The sequence below is a fragment of the Luteimonas viscosa genome (genome assembly GCF_008244685.1).
Taxonomy (GTDB): Bacteria; Pseudomonadota; Gammaproteobacteria; order Xanthomonadales; family Xanthomonadaceae; genus Luteimonas; species Luteimonas viscosa.
This window is the reverse complement of sequence record NZ_VTFT01000002.1, coordinates 259,917-280,424: the sequence shown is the minus strand read 5'-3', so window position 1 is coordinate 280,424 and position 20,508 is coordinate 259,917. Positions and strand designations below refer to the sequence as shown.

At 70.1% G+C, this 20,508-nt stretch carries 14 protein-coding genes; 10 read left to right on the top strand and 4 right to left on the bottom strand.

Going from position 1 to position 20,508, the window contains the following annotated elements:
- Positions 1 to 19 precede the first annotated feature (19 nt).
- The 9 genes from FZO89_RS15870 (at position 20) to pilH (ending at position 10,736) form a co-directional block, all read left to right on the top strand.
- Entirely contained in the window at positions 20 to 1,168 is a 1,149-nt protein-coding gene (locus FZO89_RS15870; RefSeq protein WP_149104659.1) for a ribosomal protein uL16 3-hydroxylase, read from the top strand.
- The gene (locus FZO89_RS15865) at positions 1,165 to 2,079 is read left to right on the top strand and encodes a GNAT family N-acetyltransferase (protein WP_262378742.1); all 915 of its coding nucleotides are present in this window, start codon (positions 1,165 to 1,167) and stop codon (positions 2,077 to 2,079) included. The genes FZO89_RS15870 and FZO89_RS15865 overlap by 4 nt, the downstream gene beginning before the upstream one ends.
- 179 nt (positions 2,080 to 2,258) lie before the next feature.
- Entirely contained in the window at positions 2,259 to 5,087 is a 2,829-nt protein-coding gene (locus FZO89_RS15860) for a 2-oxoglutarate dehydrogenase E1 component (RefSeq protein ID WP_149104399.1), read from the top strand.
- 37 nt (positions 5,088 to 5,124) lie between these two features.
- Positions 5,125 to 6,369: a dihydrolipoyllysine-residue succinyltransferase gene (gene sucB / locus FZO89_RS15855; RefSeq protein WP_149104398.1), complete on the top strand. Its 1,245-nt coding sequence runs from the start codon at positions 5,125 to 5,127 to the stop codon at positions 6,367 to 6,369.
- Between the two features lie 110 nt (positions 6,370 to 6,479).
- Positions 6,480 to 7,916 carry a dihydrolipoyl dehydrogenase gene (gene lpdA, locus FZO89_RS15850; RefSeq protein WP_149104397.1) on the top strand — a complete coding sequence of 479 codons (1,437 nt, stop codon included), beginning with the start codon at positions 6,480 to 6,482 and terminating at the stop codon, positions 7,914 to 7,916.
- Between the two features lie 158 nt (positions 7,917 to 8,074).
- Positions 8,075 to 8,509, top strand: coding sequence for a hypothetical protein (locus tag FZO89_RS15845; RefSeq protein WP_149104396.1), 435 nt, complete (start codon positions 8,075 to 8,077; stop codon positions 8,507 to 8,509).
- A 2-nt stretch (positions 8,510 to 8,511) separates the two neighbouring features.
- Positions 8,512 to 9,105: an LOG family protein gene (locus FZO89_RS15840; RefSeq protein WP_149104657.1), complete on the top strand. Its 594-nt coding sequence runs from the start codon at positions 8,512 to 8,514 to the stop codon at positions 9,103 to 9,105.
- Positions 9,106 to 9,280: 175 nt separating this feature from the next.
- Positions 9,281 to 10,276 carry a YhdH/YhfP family quinone oxidoreductase gene (locus tag FZO89_RS15835; RefSeq protein ID WP_149104395.1) on the top strand — a complete coding sequence of 332 codons (996 nt, stop codon included), beginning with the start codon at positions 9,281 to 9,283 and terminating at the stop codon, positions 10,274 to 10,276.
- A 61-nt stretch (positions 10,277 to 10,337) separates the two neighbouring features.
- Complete coding sequence (pilH, locus tag FZO89_RS15830) at positions 10,338 to 10,736, top strand: twitching motility response regulator PilH (RefSeq protein WP_149104394.1); 399 nt, start codon at positions 10,338 to 10,340, stop codon at positions 10,734 to 10,736.
- 99 nt (positions 10,737 to 10,835) lie between these two features.
- Here pilH and FZO89_RS15825 read toward each other — a convergent pair whose 3' ends face one another.
- Entirely contained in the window at positions 10,836 to 11,735 is a 900-nt protein-coding gene (locus FZO89_RS15825; RefSeq protein WP_149104393.1) for a DnaJ C-terminal domain-containing protein, read from the bottom strand.
- Positions 11,736 to 11,801: 66 nt separating this feature from the next.
- Positions 11,802 to 12,260: an Hsp20/alpha crystallin family protein gene (locus tag FZO89_RS15820; protein WP_149104392.1), complete on the bottom strand. Its 459-nt coding sequence runs from the start codon at positions 12,258 to 12,260 to the stop codon at positions 11,802 to 11,804.
- Positions 12,261 to 12,404: 144 nt separating this feature from the next.
- On the opposite strand from FZO89_RS15820, the gene FZO89_RS15815 reads away from it, so the two are divergent.
- Positions 12,405 to 12,887, top strand: coding sequence for a peroxiredoxin (locus FZO89_RS15815; RefSeq protein WP_149104391.1), 483 nt, complete (start codon positions 12,405 to 12,407; stop codon positions 12,885 to 12,887).
- Between the two features lie 160 nt (positions 12,888 to 13,047).
- Here FZO89_RS15815 and pbpC read toward each other — a convergent pair whose 3' ends face one another.
- Together pbpC and FZO89_RS15805 are read right to left on the bottom strand one after the other, a co-directional pair.
- Positions 13,048 to 15,447, bottom strand: coding sequence for a penicillin-binding protein 1C (pbpC, locus tag FZO89_RS15810; protein ID WP_149104390.1), 2,400 nt, complete (start codon positions 15,445 to 15,447; stop codon positions 13,048 to 13,050).
- 115 nt (positions 15,448 to 15,562) lie between these two features.
- Complete coding sequence (locus FZO89_RS15805; RefSeq protein WP_149104389.1) at positions 15,563 to 20,467, bottom strand: alpha-2-macroglobulin family protein; 4,905 nt, start codon at positions 20,465 to 20,467, stop codon at positions 15,563 to 15,565.
- Positions 20,468 to 20,508 lie beyond the last annotated feature (41 nt).

The window sequence follows — 20,508 nt, the reverse complement described above, 5'->3', positions numbered from 1 at the left end:
CCGCGGCAGCGACGGGCAGATGCTCGGCATGCCGCCGGCGCGGTTCCTGCGCGACTACTGGCAGAAGCGGCCGCTGCTGGTGCGCGACGCATTCCCCGGCTTCGCCTCGCCGATCGCGCCGGAGGATCTGGCCGGCCTGGCCTGCGAGGAGTTCGCGCTGTCGCGCCTGGTGCGCCACGACCGCGAACGTGACGCCTGGCAGGTACAGCACGGGCCGTTCCCCGAAGCCCTGTTCCCGACCCTGGGCGAGCGCGACTGGACCCTGCTGGTGCAGGACGTGGACAAGTGGGACGCCGACGTCGCCGCGCTGCTGCCTCGCTTCGACTTCCTGCCGCGCTGGCGGATCGACGACATCATGGTCAGCTTCGCCGCCACCGGCGGCTCGGTCGGCGCCCACGTCGACCAGTACGACGTGTTCCTGCTGCAGGCTTATGGCCATCGCCGCTGGCAGGTCGACGCGGGGGACGCGCCTCCACTGGCGTTCCGCGACGACGTGGAACTCCGGCTGCTGCGGCAGTTCGACCCGACCCACGACTGGGTGCTCGGCCCCGGCGACATGCTCTACCTGCCGCCGGGCGTGCCGCACCACGGCGTGGCCGAGGATCCCTGCCTCACCTTCTCGGTCGGCATGCGCGCGCCGTCCGCGGCCGAGCTGATGGGCGACTACATCGACACGCTGGCCGCGGATGCCGACGAGGCGATCCGCTACGGCGATCCCGACCTCGCCCCGGCGAAGGATCCGAACGAGATCGACGCCGAGGCCATGCGTCGCGTGGTCGAGGCGCTGAACGTGCTGCGCTTCGGCGATCCCGACCGGCTCGGCGACTGGTTCGGCCGCTTCATCACCGGCTACCGGAACGCGGAAGTGGCGTCGGACGAGGGACAGGCACGCTCACGGATCGAAATCGAGTGGTCGCTCGACCACGACGGCGCGGTGCTGCACCGGCATCCGTTCTCGCGCACGGCCTGGCGGCGCGCGGCCAGCGGCGCGCGGCTGTACGTGTCGGGGCAGGACCATCCCCTGCCCGTGCGCGACGCACAACGCATCGCCGCCGGCGAACGCCTCGACGGCAGGGCCTACGCGGCGCTTTCGGCGGCCGGGCGCGACGCGGTGTACGCCCTGCTCCAGGCCGGCCACTACCGCCTGCTGCCGCCGGAGGACGCTTGACCGACCCCGCCGGCCCGTTCCAGGTCGCTGTCGTCGACTACGCCACGGCGCTCGAGGACTTGCGCGCGGTACGCGATGCGGTGTTCGTGCAGGAACAGCGGGTACCACGGGAACTGGAGCGCGACGACCTCGACCCGCGCTGCCGCCACGTGCTGGCGCGCGATCCCGCCGGCATCGCGATCGGCACCGCCCGCATCAGCCCGGAAGGCAGGATCGGCCGCATGGCGGTACTGGCCGACTGGCGCGCCCGCGGCGTCGGCAGCGCGCTGCTCCACGCGCTGCTGCGGGTGGCGCGAGAGGACGGCCTGCACCAGGTGACGCTGCACGCGCAGGCCGGGGCGATCGATTTCTACCGCGTCCACGGCTTCGCCCCGGTGGGCGAACGCTTCGTGGAAGCCGGCATCGAGCACCTGGCCATGCGGTTCCGGCTCGACCATCCGGTCGCGATCGAGGATCGTGCCACCGCGGTCGCGACCACGGCCGCGATCGTCCTGGTCGCGCGCCGGCGGCTGTGGATCTACAGCCGCGAACTCGACCCGGGCCTGTACGACCAGCCACGCGTGATCGAAGCCCTGCGCAGCTTCGGCACCGCCGGCGTCGGGGGCGAGGCGCGCATCCTGCTGCAGGACGCCGCCGCCGCGCAGCGTGCCCATGCGCCCCTGATCGGGCTCGCACAGCGCCTGCCCAGCGTGTTCGCCCTGCGCGAGGTCGAGGATCCGGTGGACCGGACCTACCCTTCCGCCTTCATCGCCAGCGACGCCGGCGGCTACTACTTCCGCCCGCTGGGCCATCGCTTCGACGGCGAGGCGGAAAGCCACGCGCGCGCCCGCGCACGACAACTCGCGGAAGGCTTCGACCGGGTATGGGAGCGCGCCAGGCCCTGCAGCGAACTGCGCGCGCTCGGGCTGTGACCGCCGCCGCAGCCGCCTGTCCGCCCGCCGAACGCGGGGCCTGCATCCGCCCAAAGCATGATGCATCGCGACAAACGCAACGGCTATAATGCGCGACTCCCCATATGCCCGCTGCCGGACGCCGAATTCCCGTTCCGGATCAGTCGCTTGCCTCCCTAATTGAGTCCGATGTGCCCGACGTGGACAGTCTCCTGAAGCAGTTTGCGCAGTCCTCCCAGCTCGGCGCCAACGCCGCCTACATCGAGGACCTCTACGAGCAGTACCTGGTTTCTCCAGACAGCGTCGGGCCGAAGTGGAAGGCATGGTTCGACGGCTTCCAGGGACGCGAGGCCGGCGACGTCCCGCATTCCCCGGTGGCCGCGGCCGTGGCCGAGGCCGGCAGGCGTGCGGCGCGCGGCGCAAAGTCCGGCGACACCGGCGGCAGCGACGAACGCGAACGCAACGTCGGCCGGCTGATCACCGCCTACCGCTCGCGCGGCCATCTGGGCGCGAAGCTCGACCCGCTGGCGCTGACCCCGCCGATGAACCCGCCCGACCTCGGCCTGCCGTTCCACAACCTGTCCGAAGCCGACCTCGATGGCGAGTTCAGCACCGGCGGCGTGGCCGGGCAGCCGCGGATGAAGCTGCGCGACCTGCTGGCGCGGCTCAAGGCCACATACACCGGGCCGATCGGCGCCGAGTTCATGCACATCCCCGAGGTCGAGCAGCGCCAGTGGCTGTACCAGCGCCTGGAGACCGCGGCGGGCGACTACGACCTGAGCGCCGCGACCCGTACCCGCGTGCTGGAGCGGCTGACCGCCGCGGAAGGGCTGGAGCGCTACCTGCACACCAAGTACGTCGGCCAGAAGCGCTTCTCGCTCGAGGGCGGAGATTCGCTGATCCCGCTGCTCGACAGCGTGATCCGCCAGTCCGGGCTCGACAAGGTCAAGGACATCGTCATCGGCATGGCCCACCGCGGCCGCCTCAACGTGCTGGTCAACACCCTGGGCAAGAGCCCGCGCAAGCTGTTCGACGAGTTCGAGGGCAAGTTCGAACACGACGAACGCGCCCACGCCGGCGACGTGAAGTACCACATGGGCTTCTCCGCCGACATCGCCACCCCGGGCGCGCCGGTGCACATCGCCCTGGCGTTCAATCCCTCGCACCTGGAGATCGTCGACCCGGTGGTCGCCGGCAGCGCGCGCTCGCGCCAGGAACGCCGCGGCGACGAGGAGCGCCGCCAGGTGCTGCCGATCCTGATCCACGGCGACGCCGCGTTCGCCGGCCAGGGCGTGGTGATGGAGCTGCTGCAGATGTCGCAGGCGCGCGGCTTCGCCGTCGGCGGCACGCTGCACGTGATCATCAACAACCAGGTCGGCTTCACCACCAGCAACAAGGAAGACGCGCGTTCCACGCTGTACTGCACCGACGTGGCGAAGATGGTCGGCGCGCCCGTGTTCCACGTCAACGCCGACGATCCCGACGCGGTGGTGTTCGTGGCCAGGATGGCCTACGAGTTCCGCCAGCAGTTCCGCAAGGACGTGGTGGTCGACCTGGTCTGCTACCGCCGCCACGGCCACAACGAGGCCGACGAGCCGGCGGCCACCCAGCCGCTGATGTACCAGACCATCCGCAAGCACCCGAGCACGCGCGAACTCTACGCCGCGCGGCTGGCGGAGGCCGGGGTGGTCACGGCCGAGGCGGCGAAGGCGATGATGGACGGCCTGCGCGACAAGCTCGACGCCGGCGAGGTCACCACCGAGCTCGCAGGGTCCAAGCCCGAGGACTACGAACTGACGATCGACTGGTCGAAGTACCTGACCGGCACGCTGTACGACAAGGTCGACACCCGGGTGAAGAAGGCCACGCTCAGGCAGCTCGCCGAGGCCATCAACACCATTCCCGCCGGCGTGCACCTGCACCCGCGCGTGGCCAAGATCTACGAGGACCGGCGCAGGATGACCGCCGGCGAGGTCGGAGGCGACTGGGGCTTCGCCGAGAACCTGGCCTACGCCACCCTGCTCTCCGAAGGCCACGGCCTGCGCCTGGTTGGCCAGGACGCCGGTCGCGGCACGTTCTTCCACCGCCACGCGATCCTGCACGACCAGAAGACCGACAGCTATTACCTGCCGCTGCGGCAGCTCGCCGAAAGCCCGGAGCAGTGCACGATCATCGACTCGCTGCTCAGCGAGGAAGCGGTGATGGCGTTCGAGTACGGCTTCTCGACCACCGACCCCAACACGCTCGACATCTGGGAAGGCCAGTTCGGCGACTTCGCCAACGGCGCGCAGGTGGTGATCGACCAGTTCATCGCCTCGGGCGAGGCCAAGTGGGGTCGCATTTCCGGGCTGACCCTGCTGCTGCCGCACGGCTACGAAGGCCAGGGCCCGGAGCACAGCTCGGCGCGCCTGGAGCGCTTCCTGCAGCTCTGCGCGCTGGAGAACATGCTGGTGTGCGTGCCGACCACGCCCGCGCAATGCTTCCACATGCTGCGCCGGCAGATGAAGATGGCCACGCGCAAGCCGCTGATCGTGATGAGCCCGAAGTCGCTGCTGCGCCACAAGCTGGCCGTCTCCACGCTGGACGAACTGGCCGACGGCGAGTTCCAGCACCTCATTCCCGATGCCTCGGTCGATCCGAAGAAGACCAGGCGCGTGGTGCTGTGCTCGGGCAAGGTCTACTACGACCTGCTCGAGGACGCGCAGAAGCGCGAACTCAGGGACGTGGCCATCGTCCGCATCGAACAGCTCTATCCGTTCCCGCGCGAGCTGCTGGCCGCCGAGCTGAAGAAATACGGCAAGGCCGCCGACGTGGTCTGGTGCCAGGAGGAGCCGCAGAACCAGGGCGCCTGGTACCAGATCAAGCACCACCTGCAGGGCTGCCTCGCCAAGGGCCAGGCCCTGAGCTACGCCGGCCGTAGCCGCTCGCCGTCGCCGGCCGTCGGCCATTTCGCCGACCACGTCGAGGAACAGCTGAAACTGGTCGCCGACGCGCTGGTCAATCCGCCCGGCGACCAGATCGCCGAATAACACCGCCCCGCCTTCAACGCCCCAAGGACGCCATCCCATGGCCACCGAAGTCAAAGTTCCGGTTCTCCCCGAATCCGTCTCCGACGCCACCATCGCCGGCTGGCACAAGAAGGCGGGGGACGCGGTCAAGCGCGACGAGAACCTCGTGGACCTGGAGACCGACAAGGTCGTGCTCGAGGTCCCCTCGCCGGTCGACGGCGTGCTCAAGGAGATCAAGTACAAGGAAGGCGACACGGTGACCAGCCAGCAGGTGCTGGCGATCATCGAGGAAGGCGCGGCCGCGGCCGAGCCCGCTCCGGCCGCGAAGGCGAAGGACGACAAGCCCGCCGCCGGCGCCGAGGAAGTGCAGGCCAAGCAGGGCGCTGCCAAGGCCGAAGCCGCCGCTCCCGCCTCGACCAAGCCGGCGCCGGTGTCCGGCGACACCGGCGGTACCGGCGAACTCCCGCCCGGCGCCCGCTTCACCGCGCAGAAGGAAGGCATCGACCCGGCCCAGGTCGAAGGCACCGGCCGCCGCGGCGCGGTGACCAAGGAAGACCTGGTCAACTACGCCGCCGGCAGGACCTCGGGCGTTTCGGGCGGCGCGCGCCCGGAACAGCGCGTGCCGATGACCCGCATCCGCAAGCGCATCGCCGAGCGGCTGATGCAGTCGAAGGAATCGATCGCGATGCTGACCTCGTTCAACGAGGTCAACCTGGGCAAGGTGATGGCGCTGCGCAAGGAACTGGGCGAGCAGTTCCAGAAGGACACCGGCGTCAAGCTCGGCTTCATGAGCTTCTTCGCCAAGGCCGCGGCCAACGCGCTGCAGCGCTACCCGGTGGTCAACGCCTCGGTCGACGGCGACGACGTGGTCTACCACGGCTACGCCGACATCTCGGTGGCGATCTCCACCGACCGCGGCCTGGTCACGCCGGTGCTGCGCAACGTCGAGCGCATGTCGTTCGCCGACGTCGAGAAGGGCATCGGCGACTACGCCAGGGCGGCGCGCGAGGGCGGGCTCAAGCTCGAGGACCTGCAGGGCGGCACCTTCACCATCACCAACGGCGGCACCTTCGGCTCGCTGTTCTCCACGCCGATCGTGAACCCGCCGCAGAGCGCGATCCTGGGCATGCACGCGATCAAGGAGCGCGCGATCGTCGAGGACGGCAAGGTGATCGCCGCGCCGATGATGTACATCGCGCTGAGCTACGACCACCGCATCATCGACGGCAAGGACGCGGTGCTGTTCCTGGTCGACATCAAGAACCAGCTGGAGAACCCGGGCCGCATGGTGCTGGGGCTGTAGGCCCCAGCAGCCATGCCGGGATTCGGAATTCGGGATTGGGGATTCGGCAAAGCCGGTCCGCTTCCCGAATCCCCAATCCCCAATCCCGAATCCCGTTGTGAGCGAATGAAATGAGCGAACAATTCGACATCGTCGTCATCGGAGCCGGCCCCGCCGGCTACCACGCCGCCATCCGTGCCGCGCAGCTGGGCATGAAGGTCGCCTGCATCGACGCCGCGCTGGGCAAGGACGGCAAGCCCGCGCTCGGCGGCACCTGCCTGCGCGTGGGCTGCATCCCGTCCAAGGCGCTGCTCGATTCCTCGCGCCAGTTCTGGAACATGGGCCACCTTTTCGGCGACCACGGCATCAGCTTCAAGGACGCGAAGATCGATGTCGGTGCGATGGTCGGTCGCAAGGACAGGATCGTGAAGCAGTTCACCGGCGGCATCGCGACGCTGTTCAAGGCGAACAAGGTCACGCCCTACTATGGCTTCGCCACGCTCCATCCCGAGCGCCTGGTCAAGGTGAAGCAGCACGACGGGTCCGAGGTCGAGCTGACCGGCACCAACGTGATCATCGCCGCGGGCTCGGATTCGATCGAACTGCCGTTCGCGAAGTTCGACGGCGAGGCCATCGTCGACAACGTCGGCGCGCTCGACTTCACCGAGGTGCCGAAGCGGCTGGCCGTGATCGGCGCCGGCGTGATCGGTCTGGAACTGGGCAGCGTGTGGAAGCGGCTCGGCGCCGAGGTCACCATCCTCGAGGCGCTGCCGGACTTCCTCGCCGTGGCCGATGCGGAGGTTGCGAAGGCCGCGCTGAAGGAATTCCGCAAGCAGGGCCTCGACATCAGGCTCGGCGCCAAGGTCTCGAAGTCCGTTGTGACCGGCAAGGGCAAGAAGAAGGAAGTCGTCGTCAGCTACGCCGACAAGGACGGCGAGCAGTCGATCACCGTCGACAGGCTGCTGGTTGCCGTTGGCCGCAAGGCCGCTTCCAAGGGGCTGCTGGCCGACGGTACCGGCGTGAAGCTCGACGACCGCGGACGGATCGAGGTCGACGAACACTGCCACACCGGCGTCGACGGCGTCTGGGCGGTCGGCGACTGCGTGCGCGGCCCGATGCTGGCGCACAAGGGGTTCGAGGAAGGCATCGCCGTGGCCGAGCTGATCGCCGGCCTGCCCGGCCACGTCAACTTCGACACGATCCCGTGGGTCATCTACACCGAACCGGAGATCGCCTGGGTCGGCAGGACCGAACAGCAGCTCAAGGAAGATGGCGTGCCGTACAGGGCCGGCAGCTTCCCGTTCGCCGCGATCGGCCGTGCGGTGGCGATGGGCGAGCCGGCGGGCTTCGTCAAGGTGCTCGCGCATGCCGAGACCGATCGCGTGCTGGGGATGCACCTGGTCGGCGTCGGCGTGTCGGAACTGGTGCACGAAGGCGTGCTGACCATGGAGTTCAAGGGCTCGGCCGACGATCTCGCGCGCATCTGCCATGCGCACCCGACGCTGTCCGAAGCGATCCACGACGCCGCGATGGCGGTCGACAAGCGGGCGATCCACAAGGCCAACTGACCGCCACGGACGCAGGCGCTTGCAACGCCTGCGTCCGCATCGCGCGAATCACGCACGGCGCCGTTTGCGCCGTGCGATCGACCCGGTGCGGCGGTGGCGCCGGGCGAAGCCGCTGTCAGACCCCTTCGCTACGCACGGCCCATCCGCCCGCCATCCCGATGGCCCGTAATCTGTCCGGGCCCTTGCTTCGGAACCCCCGACGAATGCCGTTGCCGCGCATCCTCCTGCCAGCCCTGATCGCCCTCACCTGCTGCTTCGCGACAGCCATGAGCCACGCCACGACCGGAACCACGCCCGCCACCGAAGACGCGCCCGCGCACGTCCGCTGCGCGCAGTTGCGCACGGGCATGAACTACCGCGAGGCGATGGCGATCATGGGGCGGGCGCCGGACAGCACGCTGTCGGGCCATTCGGCGGCCGGTCCCGGCGACGATCCGCCGGCCGGAAGCTTTGCGATCGATTTCTGGCACGACCACGATGCCGACGGCCGCCGCCTCACCACGTCGATGCGCTACCGCGGCGGCGTGGTCGAGGAAGTGGACTGCGGCAGGCCCGATCCCGCTCCCGCCGCGGCAAAACCGGACGGACGATGACCATGCGCTCGATCTGCGTGTACTGCGGCTCCAGTACCGGCAACCGTCCGGCCTATGCCGAGCGCGCCGTGGCCCTGGGCGACCGCATCGCCAAACAGGGCCTGACGATGGTCTACGGCGGCGGCAACGTCGGCCTGATGGGGATCGTCGCCGATGCCGTGCTGCAGGCGGGCGGCGAAGTGGTCGGCGTGATTCCGGAACAACTGGTCTCGTGGGAAGTCGCGCACAAGGGCCTGACCCGGCTCGAGGTGGTCGGTTCGATGCACGAGCGCAAGATGCGCATGTTCGACCTGTCCGATGCCTTCGTCGCCCTGCCCGGCGGATTCGGCACGCTCGACGAGATGTTCGAGATGCTGACCTGGCGCCAGCTCGGCATCGGCAACAAGCCCTGTGCGTTCCTCGATGTCGAAGACTTCTTCGAGCCCCTGATCGGCATGATCGACCGCATGGTCGCCGAGCGCTTCCTGCATGCCGCCCAGCGCGCGGACCTGTGGCACGGCGACGACATCGACGCCATGCTGGCCTGGATGCGCGATTACTCTCCGTCGAGCGCGAGCAAGTGGCTCGACGAGAAGCACGCAATGGCGCGTCGCTAGCCGCGACAGCCTGACGCCATGCATCTGCGCCGCCTGCGTGCATGTGTCCACTGCGGCGGCGTGGCGCGTCGACTGGGCTCCTGTGTGACAATGCGCAGCATCAGCAAGGGATGACCGGCGCGCGTGCGCAGTCGAGAGGCTCGCCGAGCCTGTGCTGACCGAAGGACACACGGACATGACGATTCCCGCCAGCTTCGACGCCTTCCGCATCCACGACGACGCGGACGGCTACCGCGGCGGCGTCGAACAGGTGTCGATCGACGACCTGTCCGCGGGCGAGATCGTGGTCAAGGTCGCGTTCTCCTCGGTCAACTTCAAGGATGCGCTGGCGGGCACCGGCAAGGGCAGGATCCTGCGCGAGTTCCCGCTGGTCGGTGGCATCGACGTCGCCGGGCACGTGGTGTCCTCCACCGACCCCAGGTTCCGCGAGGGCGACGAAGTGCTGGTGACCGGCAGCGGCCTGGGCGAGACGCGGGACGGCGGCTACGCGCAGTACGCCCGGCTCGAATCGAAGTGGGCGGTACCGTTGCCGATCGGGCTGTCGCTGCGCGAGAGCATGATCCTCGGTACCGCCGGATTCACAGCCGCGCTCGCGCTGTTGCGCATGCAGGAGAACCGGCAATCGCCATCGCTCGGTCCGCTCGCCGTCACCGGCGCGACCGGCGGCGTCGGTTCGCTCGCGATCGACATCTTCAGCCGTGCCGGCTACGCCGTGCACGCGGTCAGCGGCAAGCCGGAGCACGCCGGATACCTGAAGTCGATCGGCGCGCGCGAAGTGCTCGGCCGCGACGCGCTGGCGACGAAGCGCCCGCTGGAATCGGTGCGGTTCGGCGGCGGCCTCGACAACGTCGGTGGTCCGATGCTCGCCAGCCTGCTCGCGCAGACGCGGCCCTACGGCAATGTCGCCAGCGCCGGGCTGGCCGCCAGCGCCGACCTGCCCGCCTCGGTAATGCCCTTCATCATCCGCGGCGTTTCGCTGCTGGGCGTCGCTTCCGCCGGCACCGCCCGCGACATCCGCGACGAGGTCTGGCGCCTGCTGGCGTCCGACTGGAAACCGCGCCACCTGGACCGCATCTGCACCCGCGAAACCACGCTGGCCGGCCTGCACACGGTGTTCGAAGGCATGCTCGGCGGCGGATCGGTCGGCAGGACCCTGGTCACATTCCCCTAGCGCGGGCGTTGGCAACGCGCCCCCGACCGCTACAATCCGCCCATCCACCAGGGGAACAGGCATGGCGCGCATCCTCATCGTCGACGACTCGCCCTCGCAACTGATGGGCATCCGTCGCATCGTCGAGAAGCTGGGGCACGAAGCGGTGACCGCGGAGGATGGCGCGGCGGGCGTGCGGGTGGCGAAGGAGACGTTGCCGGACCTGATCCTGATGGACGTGGTGATGCCGAACCTCAACGGCTTCCAGGCCACCCGCACCATCAAGCGCGATGCCGCCACCGGGCACATCCCGGTGATCCTGGTGACCACGAAGGACCAGGAGACCGACCGCATCTGGGGCATCCGCCAGGGCGCGCAGGGCTACCTGACCAAACCTTTCAGCGAAGCCGACCTCACCGAGGCGATCGTCTCGACCATCGGCCACGGCAGCGTGCCGCCCACCGAGCCCGAGGCCGGCTGAGCCGCGCCACCCGCGGACCCACCGTTCTCCCGTTCGACCGGCGGCCGCGGGGCGAACCGGCCCCGCCGCCGTGGCCGGAGCAACGGCGCCTGCCCGCGGTCAGTCGCGTCGCCAGTCCGCGGCGAATGCGTCCCGCAGCTTCTCGTAGGCCTCGCGCTGCCCGTCAGCGCGCGGCGGCGGCGCCTGCACCTCCAGTTCGACCAGCTGGTCGCCGGCCGCGGCCCCGCCCGGACCTGGCAGGCCGCGGCCACGGAGCCGCAGCTTGCGCCCGGCCTCGGAACCCTGCGGGATCTTCAGCTCGACCCTTCCGCCCAGGGTCGGAACGCTGACCGTGGCGCCCAGCGCCGCCTCCCACGGGGCGACCGGCAGGGTGTAGATGATGTTGCGGCCGTCGACCTCGAACTGCGGATGCGCGGCGTACTCGACCTCCAGCAGCAGGTCGCCGCCGCGGGCGCCCTGCCGCGCCAGCCGGATCACCTGACCCGGACGCACGCCCCTGGGCACCCGCACGTCGAACGACTTGCCGTCGATGCCGATGCGCACGCTGTCGCCACGGTGGGCGTTTTCGAGCGAGACCGCGAGCCTGGCGCGCGTGTCGCCCATGCCCTGCGCGCGCGCCGACGCCTGCGGGCCGGGCCCGCCGCCGCCCTGGCGCCTGAACAGGCTTTCGAAGAAATCGCTGAAGCCGCCGCCCGCGCCGCCGCCGGCGAACACTTCGTCGAAGTCGAACCCGCCCTGGCCGCCGCCGAATCCGGCCGGCGGCACCTCGTCGCCCGGACGGTAGCCGCCGGCGCGCAACTGGTCGTAGGCCTTGCGCCTGGCCGGGTCGCGCAAGGCCTCGTATGCCTCGTTGAGGGCCTTGAACTTGTCCTCGGCGCCGGCTTCCTTGCTGACGTCGGGATGGTACTTGCGCGCCAGCCGGCGATAGGCGGACTTGATTTCGGCATCGCCCGCATTCGGCTCCACGCCGAGCACGCTGTAGTAATCCTTGAACTGCATGGTCGCTCCACGACGACGGCCCGCGATGCGGGCCGTCGCCAGTTTACCGGTGGAAGCGCGCGACGGTCAGTGCGCGGTCGGGTTCCCGACCTGGATCCGGCGCGGGGTGGTCTCGGGCTTCTTCGGGATCACGATCTCGAGCACGCCGTTGCGGCCGTTGGCGGATACGCCGTCGGCATCGGCGCTGTCGGGCAGCGCGAAGCGGCGGTGGAAGCTGCCGTAGCGGCGCTCGACGCGCGAGTAACGCTCGGTCTCGGTATTCGATTCGCCCTTGCGCTCGCCCTTGATCGAGAGGATGCCCTTGTCCATCTGGACCTCGATGTCCTGCGGGTCGATCCCGGGCAGGTCGGCGTAGATGACGAAGCGCTCGGCTTCTTCCTTGATGTCGACCCGCGGCACCCACTGCGCGGTCACCACGGCCGAGGCGTCGGTGTCCTGCTCGCCGAGGAAGCGGTCGAACACCTGCTTGATCTCTTCGTGCAGCGCCAGTTCCGAGGGGCGCTGGCGGTAACGGACGATGCTCATGTCTGCGACTCCTGAATTGCGGTTGCGGCGGCGCGCTGCCGCCATGTCCGCGATGTGCGAGCAGCCTGCGGGTTTTCAAGCCCCCTCCCCGGGCCCGGCGTGAGACGATAGCCGTCGTTCACCTACCGGCAAGGCATGCACCCCATGACCATCCAGATCGGCGACCGAATCCCCGAAGTGGTGCTCAAGTACATCGACGACGGCGTCCAGGCGGTCGACACCCCCACCCTGTTCGAAGGCCGGAGGATGGTGCTGTTCGCGGTCCCGGGCGCATTCACCCCCACCTGCTCGGAGCGCCACCTGCCGGGCTTCGTCGAGCACTTCGACGAGTTCAGCCAGCGCGGCGTGCACGTGGCCTGCATCGCGGTGAACGACCCGTTCGTGATGCAGGCCTGGGGCGAAAGCCAGCACGTGCCGAAGGGCCTGCGCATGCTGTCCGACGGCAACGCCGACCTGACCCGGGCCCTGGGCCTGGAGATGGACGCCAGCGGCTACGGCATGGGCGTGCGCAGCAAGCGCTTCGCGCTTTACGCCGAGGACGGCATCGTCAAGCAGCTGTTCGTCGAGGCCCCGGGCGAGTTCCGGGTCTCGAGCGCGGAGCACATGCTGGCGCACCTGCCGGACTGAAGGAGGCGCGCCAGCGGCGGCGCGATGTGCGCGTATCCCTTCCCCACATTGCGCCTGTCGCGTGCGCGGCGCCGCAGGCCGACCGTCACGATGCCCGGGGCACGACGTGCGGCGTCTTCGCCTGCGCGCCGTCGCGGTCGACGACCCACCGGCAATCGGCTCAGCGCAGCACGCGGAATTCCACCGATGCCCAGGCGCCACTGTCGGCGAGCGCGGTGAGTCGCTGCGCGCCGGGCCGCTCGAAGGTGTGCTGGAACGCGTTGCCGCCGCGCGTCTGGCCGATCCATCGCCCGTCGAGCAGCCACTGCACCGGCGCGTCGGAACCGATCGCACGCAGCGACAGGCGGATGCCGCGCTCGCTGCCTGGCGCCCTGGCCAGGGTCGCACCGTCGACGAGGCCCTCGATGCGCAACTCGCCGGCCGCATCGCGTCCGTCGTCGGCGCAGTCCGGCGACAGCGGCGGTGGTCGCGAAGCCCGCCGCGTCGAGACGGGCAACCAAGGCGAGGCCAGCGCCGGCCAGCGGGCGATCGCGGTCGCCTTCGGCACATGCGGACGGCTGCAGTCGGCGGACAGGCGCAGGCCTGTGCCCGCGTCCACGTCGAAGCGTTCCAGCCCGGCGCTCCACGAGCGTGCGTCGCGCTCGGCGAAGGTCGGCGGGATCGCACCGCCGAGCACCCAGGCATCGAAGCGGCGCTGGCACAAGGCAGGCGGCTGCGCATCGGCCGCGGTACCGAGCGGCCAGCACACCGCCTGCCGCGAAACCTCCGCCGGCGGCGGCGCGGGCGCGTCGCCGCCGGGCGCGCGCGGCAGACTGTCGACCACTTCGAACAGCAGCGGCAGCGCGGTGATCGCACCGTACTGGCCGGGAAGCGGCGTGCCGTCGGGCCGACCGACCCAGACGCCGACGGTATGCCGCCGCGTGCCGCCGATCGCCCAGGCATCGCGGAATCCGTAGCTGGTGCCGGTCTTCCAGGAGACCCGCGGCCGGCGCCCGGCATCGAACATGCCCTCGCGCTCGCCAGGTCGCAGGTTCGACTCGAGGATCTCGCGCACGATCCACGCCGCGCCGGGCGAGAGCAGCCGGCGGTCGATCCGCGGATCCTCCGGCGAGTAGCGCACGCGGCCCGCGATGCCGTCGCGATGCAGCGCGGCGTGCGCCCCCACCAGGTCCTCCAGCCGGGCGCCGGTGCCGCCGAGGATCAGCGTCAGATTCGGCGTCGCGCCGCGCGGGAACTTCAGCGAGATGCCGGCGTTGTCCAGGCGTGCGGCGAAGCGCGCGGGACCGACCCGGGCGAGCAGGTCCACCGCCGGCACGTTGAGCGAGAGCCGCAGCGCGGTCGCGACCCCGACCGGCCCGTTGAAAGCGGCATCGAAGTTGCCCGGTCGGTAACCGCCGAACGACTGCGGCGCGTCGACCAGCAGGCTCTCGGAGTGGACCAGGCCGTCGTCGAGCGCCATGCCGTACAGGAACGGCTTGAGCGTCGAACCCGGCGAGCGCCAGGCCCGCACCATGTCGACATGGCCCAGGCGCGCGCGGTCGTGCAGGTCGAGCGAGCCGACGTAGGCGCGCGCTTCCATCGTCGCGTTGTCAACCACCAGCAGCGCGGCCGACGTGCGTTCGGGCAGGCCGGAGAAATAGGCGGCCACGCGATCCTCCAGCGTGCGCTGCAGGTCGGCATCCAGGGTCGAGACGATGCGCGCACGGCGCGGCTGCGCGGCGCGCAGGCGCTGCGCCAGCAGGGGCGCGGACATCGGCGGGCGCAGCCGCCGCGACACCACGGTCTCGATCATCGCGTCGTCCACCTGCGCCTGCGTCCACACGCCCAGGGTGGCCATGCGCCCGAGCACCTTGTCGCGCGCAGCGCGCGCCACGTCGGGATGACGATCCGGCCGCAGCCGGCTCGGCGCCTGCGGCAGCACCGCGAGCAGCGCGGCTTCCGCATGCGACAGGCGCGCCGCCGGCTTGCCCAGGTAGGCCCAACTCGCCGCTTCCACGCCCTCGATGGTGCCACCGAACGGTGCGCGCTCCAGGTACAGCGACAGGATCTCGTCCTTCGACAGGTGCGCCTCGAGCTGCAGCGCGCGCAGCACCTGCAGCGCCTTGCCGTGCAGCGTGCGCGTGGACGCACCGGGGTCGCGATCGAGGATGCGCGCGACCTGCATGGTCAGTGTTGACCCGCCCGAGACGATGCCGTCGCCACTCGCCCACTGCCACGCCGCGCGCAGCATGGCGAACGGATTCACTCCGGGGTGACTGCGGAACCAGCGGTCCTCGTAGCCGAGCAAGGCCTCGAGGTACAACGGCGACACACCCTCCGGCGTCGCCGGATGGCGCCACACGCCGTCGCCATCGGCGAACGCGCGCAAGGGAGTGCCGTCGGCGGCGACCACGAGGGTGCTGGTATCGCGCGCGAGCGGCAGCTGCGGCGGAAACGCGAGGTCGAGCGCGAGCAGCGACGCCAGCACCGCGACCATCCCCCAGCGCAGCCAGGGCAACCCGCGACGCCAACGGGACGCGCCAGCCTGCTGCGCACCGGAAGCCCGTGATGTCAGGGACATCGCCCGGCAGAAAACCCGAATGGAGATCGCCTGCGCGGCGACGCCAGCGCAGGCGGGACCCGCTGCTTCCCGGAACGCGCCGAATTGCCGATCACGAGTTCCGAATCTCGGCCGCTCACGGCTGCACCACCGTGATCGTCCCCGGCACCGCCCTTCCCACCCCGCGGATCTCCGGCCGGTACATGTCCTCCGCCATCGGCGGCGGCACCGTATACGTGCCCGGCGTCACCGCGCGGACCAGATAGAACACCCGCGCCGCGCGGCCCGGATCGAGGTCGAGTGCGGCGACGTAACGGTCGTCGCGGAACTCCTCGTATTCGACGTCGGCGGCATCGGACCGGTCGTTGATCCCGATGCCCGCGACCACCACGTCCGCCCACTGCTTCGCATCGCCGAGGTTGAAGTTCTCGATCTCCAGCCCGGCCGGCAGCAGATCGGTCAGCAACGCGTCGGGCATCGCCACGTCGCTGGTGATCGACAGCGCGACGATCAGCGCCTCGCCCTCCTTCAGCGGCGCCGGCGTCCACGGCTTGCCTTCGGTGGTGTACAGCGCGCGTTCGACCTTGATCCGGCTGGCATCGACCGCCGGCGCCGTGGTCGGCACACCGGCCACGTCGATGCTGACGAACAACGGGGGCTCGCCTTCCGGGTCGAAGCGCACGCCCTTGGCCAGCGTCTCCGAATCGTAGGCGCGTCCGACCACGCGTGCCGCCGGCACCGGCTGGCTCACGCCGCCTTCCACCAGCGTGCCGGACACCTGCTTGCCCTGGGCCGACGCCAGCGCCTTGCCCAGCCTCGCCAGCGCGATCTGCTCCTGAGTGCTCAGGTACAGCCAGCCGCGGTTGCGACGCACGTCCAGCTCGCGGCCGACCTCGATCGCCCTGGCGTCGTACGCGGCGCGCACCTGCCCGCGTTCGCGGGTCAGCGCCACCATCAGAGCCTGGTCGCGCAGCGGGCTGCCGTAGTCCCAGAGGTAGCCCGGCCGGTCGCCCTTGAACGCGAACGCGCCCTCTAGCGCCTTCTGGCCGCGCACCTTGTCGCCCTGCAGCGACAATGCCAGGCCCAGGTGCACCAGCGGCAATGCGGTCAGCGTGTTGCCGCGATCGTTGTCGTACAGCGCGCGCAGCGTGCCCAGCGGCGCACGGTTGACGCGCGCGAGCACGTAGCCGGCGTAGGCCTGGTAGGCGAAGCGCAGGTGCGAACGGTGGTCGCGACCGTAGAACTGGTTGCCACCTGCCAGCAGATCCTCGTTGAGCCGTTCCAGCGCCTTCTGCAACACCGCCTCGGGCACGTTGAAGCCTGCGTCGCGCGCGTCGAGCAGGAATTCGACGATGTACGGCGTCAGGCCCGGGTTGACGTAGCCGTCGTCGCCCCACATCGAGAAATGCCCCGAGCCGATCTGCATCGACGCCAGCCGGCCGAACGCGCCTTCCACGTACTGCCGGCGCTTGCCGGCGTCGACGTCGGCGATGCCCAGCATCTTCGCGGTCGGTTCGTCCAGCAGCAAGGCCGCGTAACCCTTGCTGGTGGTCTGCTCGGCGCAACCGTAGGGGTAGCCGAGCGCGCCGCGGATCGCGCTGGCGAACGGTATGGGCGGCAGCGCGCTGACCGTGAACTGCGCCACCACCGAGCCCGGCATCAGCCCGCTCGCCAGTGAACCGTCGAGCGTCACCGGTACCGGCGACTGCAGCACCCGGGTGCTCGAACGCAGCACGGACGGCCACGCCGGGCGCACCGGCAGGTCGTAACTGCGGTCGACCTTGAAGCCGTTGCCGTCCACCCGCACGCGCACCTTGGCCACCGTGTACCCCGTGTTCGCGGACAGCGGGAAGCTGAGCGTCGACTTGCCGTCGACCGCGAGCTTCGCCTTGCGCACGCCCTCGGCGATCGACACCGGGCCGACGCCGTCCACGCGGACGTCGAAATCCCCGGCCTTGCCGGTGAAATTGGTGAGATCCAGCGTGACCGTGGCGCGGTCGCCCGGCGCCATCACCCGCGGCATGCTCGCCTCGGCCACGATCGGCGCGCGCGAGATCGTCTCGACGTCGCGGCTGCCGTAGCTGTCCGCGGAGTACACCAGGGCCGACACCCGCAGCGTGCCGTTGAAGTCCGGCACCTGCAGCGTGAGTTTCGCGTTGCCCTGCGCGTCGAGCCTGACCGGGCCTGCGAACAGGTCGACCGTCTGCACCCGAGCGGTCGGCCGCCTGGCCTGGGGCAGCGCCGCCAGCGCCATGTCGCCGCCGAAGCGCAGCCGCGCGGTCCCGCCCTCGTGGCTCTCGATCACGCGGCCGTAGATGTCCCGGGCATCGACGCCGAGCCGGCGCTGCGCGAAGAAGTGGCGACGCGCGTCGGGCACCGGATAGCGCGTGATGTTGAGGATGCCGACATCGACCGCGGACACCGTGGCGTAGGCCTCCTTGCCCGCCAGTTGCGGCGCGCTCAGCACCACCTGCATCGGGCCTTCCGGGCGCATCCGCTGCGGCGCCTTGAGGCCGACGGCGATGCGGCGGTCGCGGCGGTCCATCGGCACGTGAGCCACGCCCACCGCGCGCGCCGGCGTGACCTTGCTGGCCGCACTGCCGCCACGGAACACCAGCGCGGTGACGTAGACGTCGTGGCGCTCCCAGTCGGCCGTCACCGGAATCTCGAAGCTGGCACCGGCCCTGGCCTCGATCGCCTGCACGTACAGCATGCGGTCGCTCTCCACCATCAGCAGGCCCGGACCGGCGTGCGGCGGCGTGACGGTCACCTTGAGCTTGTCGCCGGCGCGGTAGCCGGTCCTGTCGAGCGCGATCTTGACCTTGTCCGGGCGCGCGTCGAGGCCACGGTTCTCGTCGCCCCAGCCCCAGCCGGCACGGAACGGATAGCGCGTGACCAGCTTCGTCGCCGGGTCGAGCACGTCGACGCGGTACTCGCCCCACTCCACCGGAAAATTGAGGCGTATCGCGGTCTCGCCGACATCCACCGTGCGCGTCTCGACGTTCTCGAAGCGACTGCTGTACTCGTAATCCCAGCCGCCGTCCTCGTCGTGGCGCCAGTGGTAGTCGCGGTGCTCGCGCACCAGGGTCACCTGCAGGCCCTTGCCCGGGCGCGGCTTGCCGTCGCTGCCGACGCGCAGCAGTTCGAACCCGGGGTTTGCGTTGGCATCCGCGCCGTCCTTGTCGTCGAACTGCGGGCGCACGCCCACGAGCGCGTCGGCCGGCCACAGCACGCGTTCGAGCGTGCGGTTGACGCTGCGGCCACCGGTCTCGTACAGGCTGCCCGACACCACCGCGGCAACCGGCGTGGTCCCCTTCACTTCTTCCGGCAGCGCGATGTCCTGCGTCAGGCGGCCCTGTGCATCGAGCGTCGCGTCGACGACGTCCTTCGCCTCCTTCGGCAGGTCGATCGTGGGATCGCCGAAGAACCAGCCCGGCATGCCCTCGACCGGATGCTGTTCCACAGCGACCGCGAGCTTGGCGGTGAAGCGGTTGCCCGAGGCAGGCGCGCCGTACAGGTAGGCGCCGATGGCCTGCAGCTTCAACGGCTGTCCGGGCCTGAGCACGGCATCGGCCGATTCCAGGTCGAGCTTCATCCGCTCGGGCAGGAATTCCTCGATCCGCAGGGTCATGCCCTGCACCGCCTCCCTGCTGGAGGGATCGGTGCGGAACTCGACCTGCCAGCGACCGGTCGGCGCGTCCACCGGCACCTGTTTCTCGAAGCCGAAGTATCCGAGCGCGCCGGGTTGCAGGCGGGTTTCGAAGAAAGTCTTGCCGTCGGGCTGCTTGAGGCGCACGAACAGGGTCTGCGCCTTGCCGTCCTTCGCCACCACCGGTTTGCCGTCGTTGTCGCGCAGCAGCGCCGACACGCGCACGGTCTCGCCAGGCCGGTACAGGTCGCGCCCCGACCAGGCGAACACGTCGAACCAGGCGTTCTCGCGGCCGGACACGGCGAACTCGGACAGGTCCAGCGCCGGCTGGTTGAACGGCAGCATCGACACGTCGTTGCCGCGGCTGGCGACCAGCACGTGCGCGGCGTCGAGCGTGTAGTCGACCAGCGCATTGCCGTGGGAATCGGTTTCGGCCTTGTAGATGGTTTCGCCGCGAGCGTCCAGGATCCGCAGCTCGGCACTGGCCAGCGCGCTGCCGTCGCGCAGCGATGCGGTGTGCACGAACAGCTTGTCCTTGTAGGCGCGCGCATGCAGGCCGATGTCGCTCACCGTGAAGAAAGCGGTCTCGAACTGGTCCTGGAACGAACCGGCCTTCTTCATCACCGCGAAGTACAGGCCCGGCTGCTGCAGCTCGGCGATGTCCTGCAATGGCAGGTAGGTCAGCACGCGTTCGTTGCGCTCGCCGCCGAGCACGAAGCGGTTGACGTAGACCGGCTCGGCCAGATCCGACATCGGCGCCTTGTCGCCCCATCGGCTGTCGAGTTCCCAGCTGCCGCGGCGGCCGCCGCGCTGGTACTCGGCGAAGAACTTCGGCAGCGACGACTCCTTCACCCGCAGGAACTCGACGTCGACTTCGGTGACGTTGACCGACACCACCGGCAGGCCGCGAGACTCTTTCGCCGGCAGCACGCTGCCCTGCGATGCGAATCCCACGACCGGGTCGAGTTCACCGGTGTACACCTTCTCCTCGCGGTCCTGGCCGAGGCTGCTGCCGTCGGCCGCGGTCAGCTCGCCCGAGATGCGCAGGGTGTAGTGGGCGTCGGCCTCGACGTGCGGATAGCGCAGGACCTTGCCGTCGTCCGACAGGCTCCAGCCGCTCGGCTCGGCGACCGGTTCGGCGAAGGTGACCAGCCTGTCAAAGTCCTGGGTGCCGACCAGCGGCCGTGAGAACTCCAGCGCGATGGCCAGCGCATCCTCCGACTGGTCCGGCCAGGCGCGGACCAGGCCGAAGCCTTCGATCGCGTCGCGTTCGCCACGGATCGCCTCCCCACTGACCGCCGGAAGCTGGCCGGTCTCGTCGCGCTTGCAGCCTGCGATCCCCATCAGGGCCACGGCCAGCAACATCGCGCCGAACCAGTTCCCGTTACGCATCGGTCGTTCCACTGTCGAGTTCCCCGGATCCGTTGTCGTCC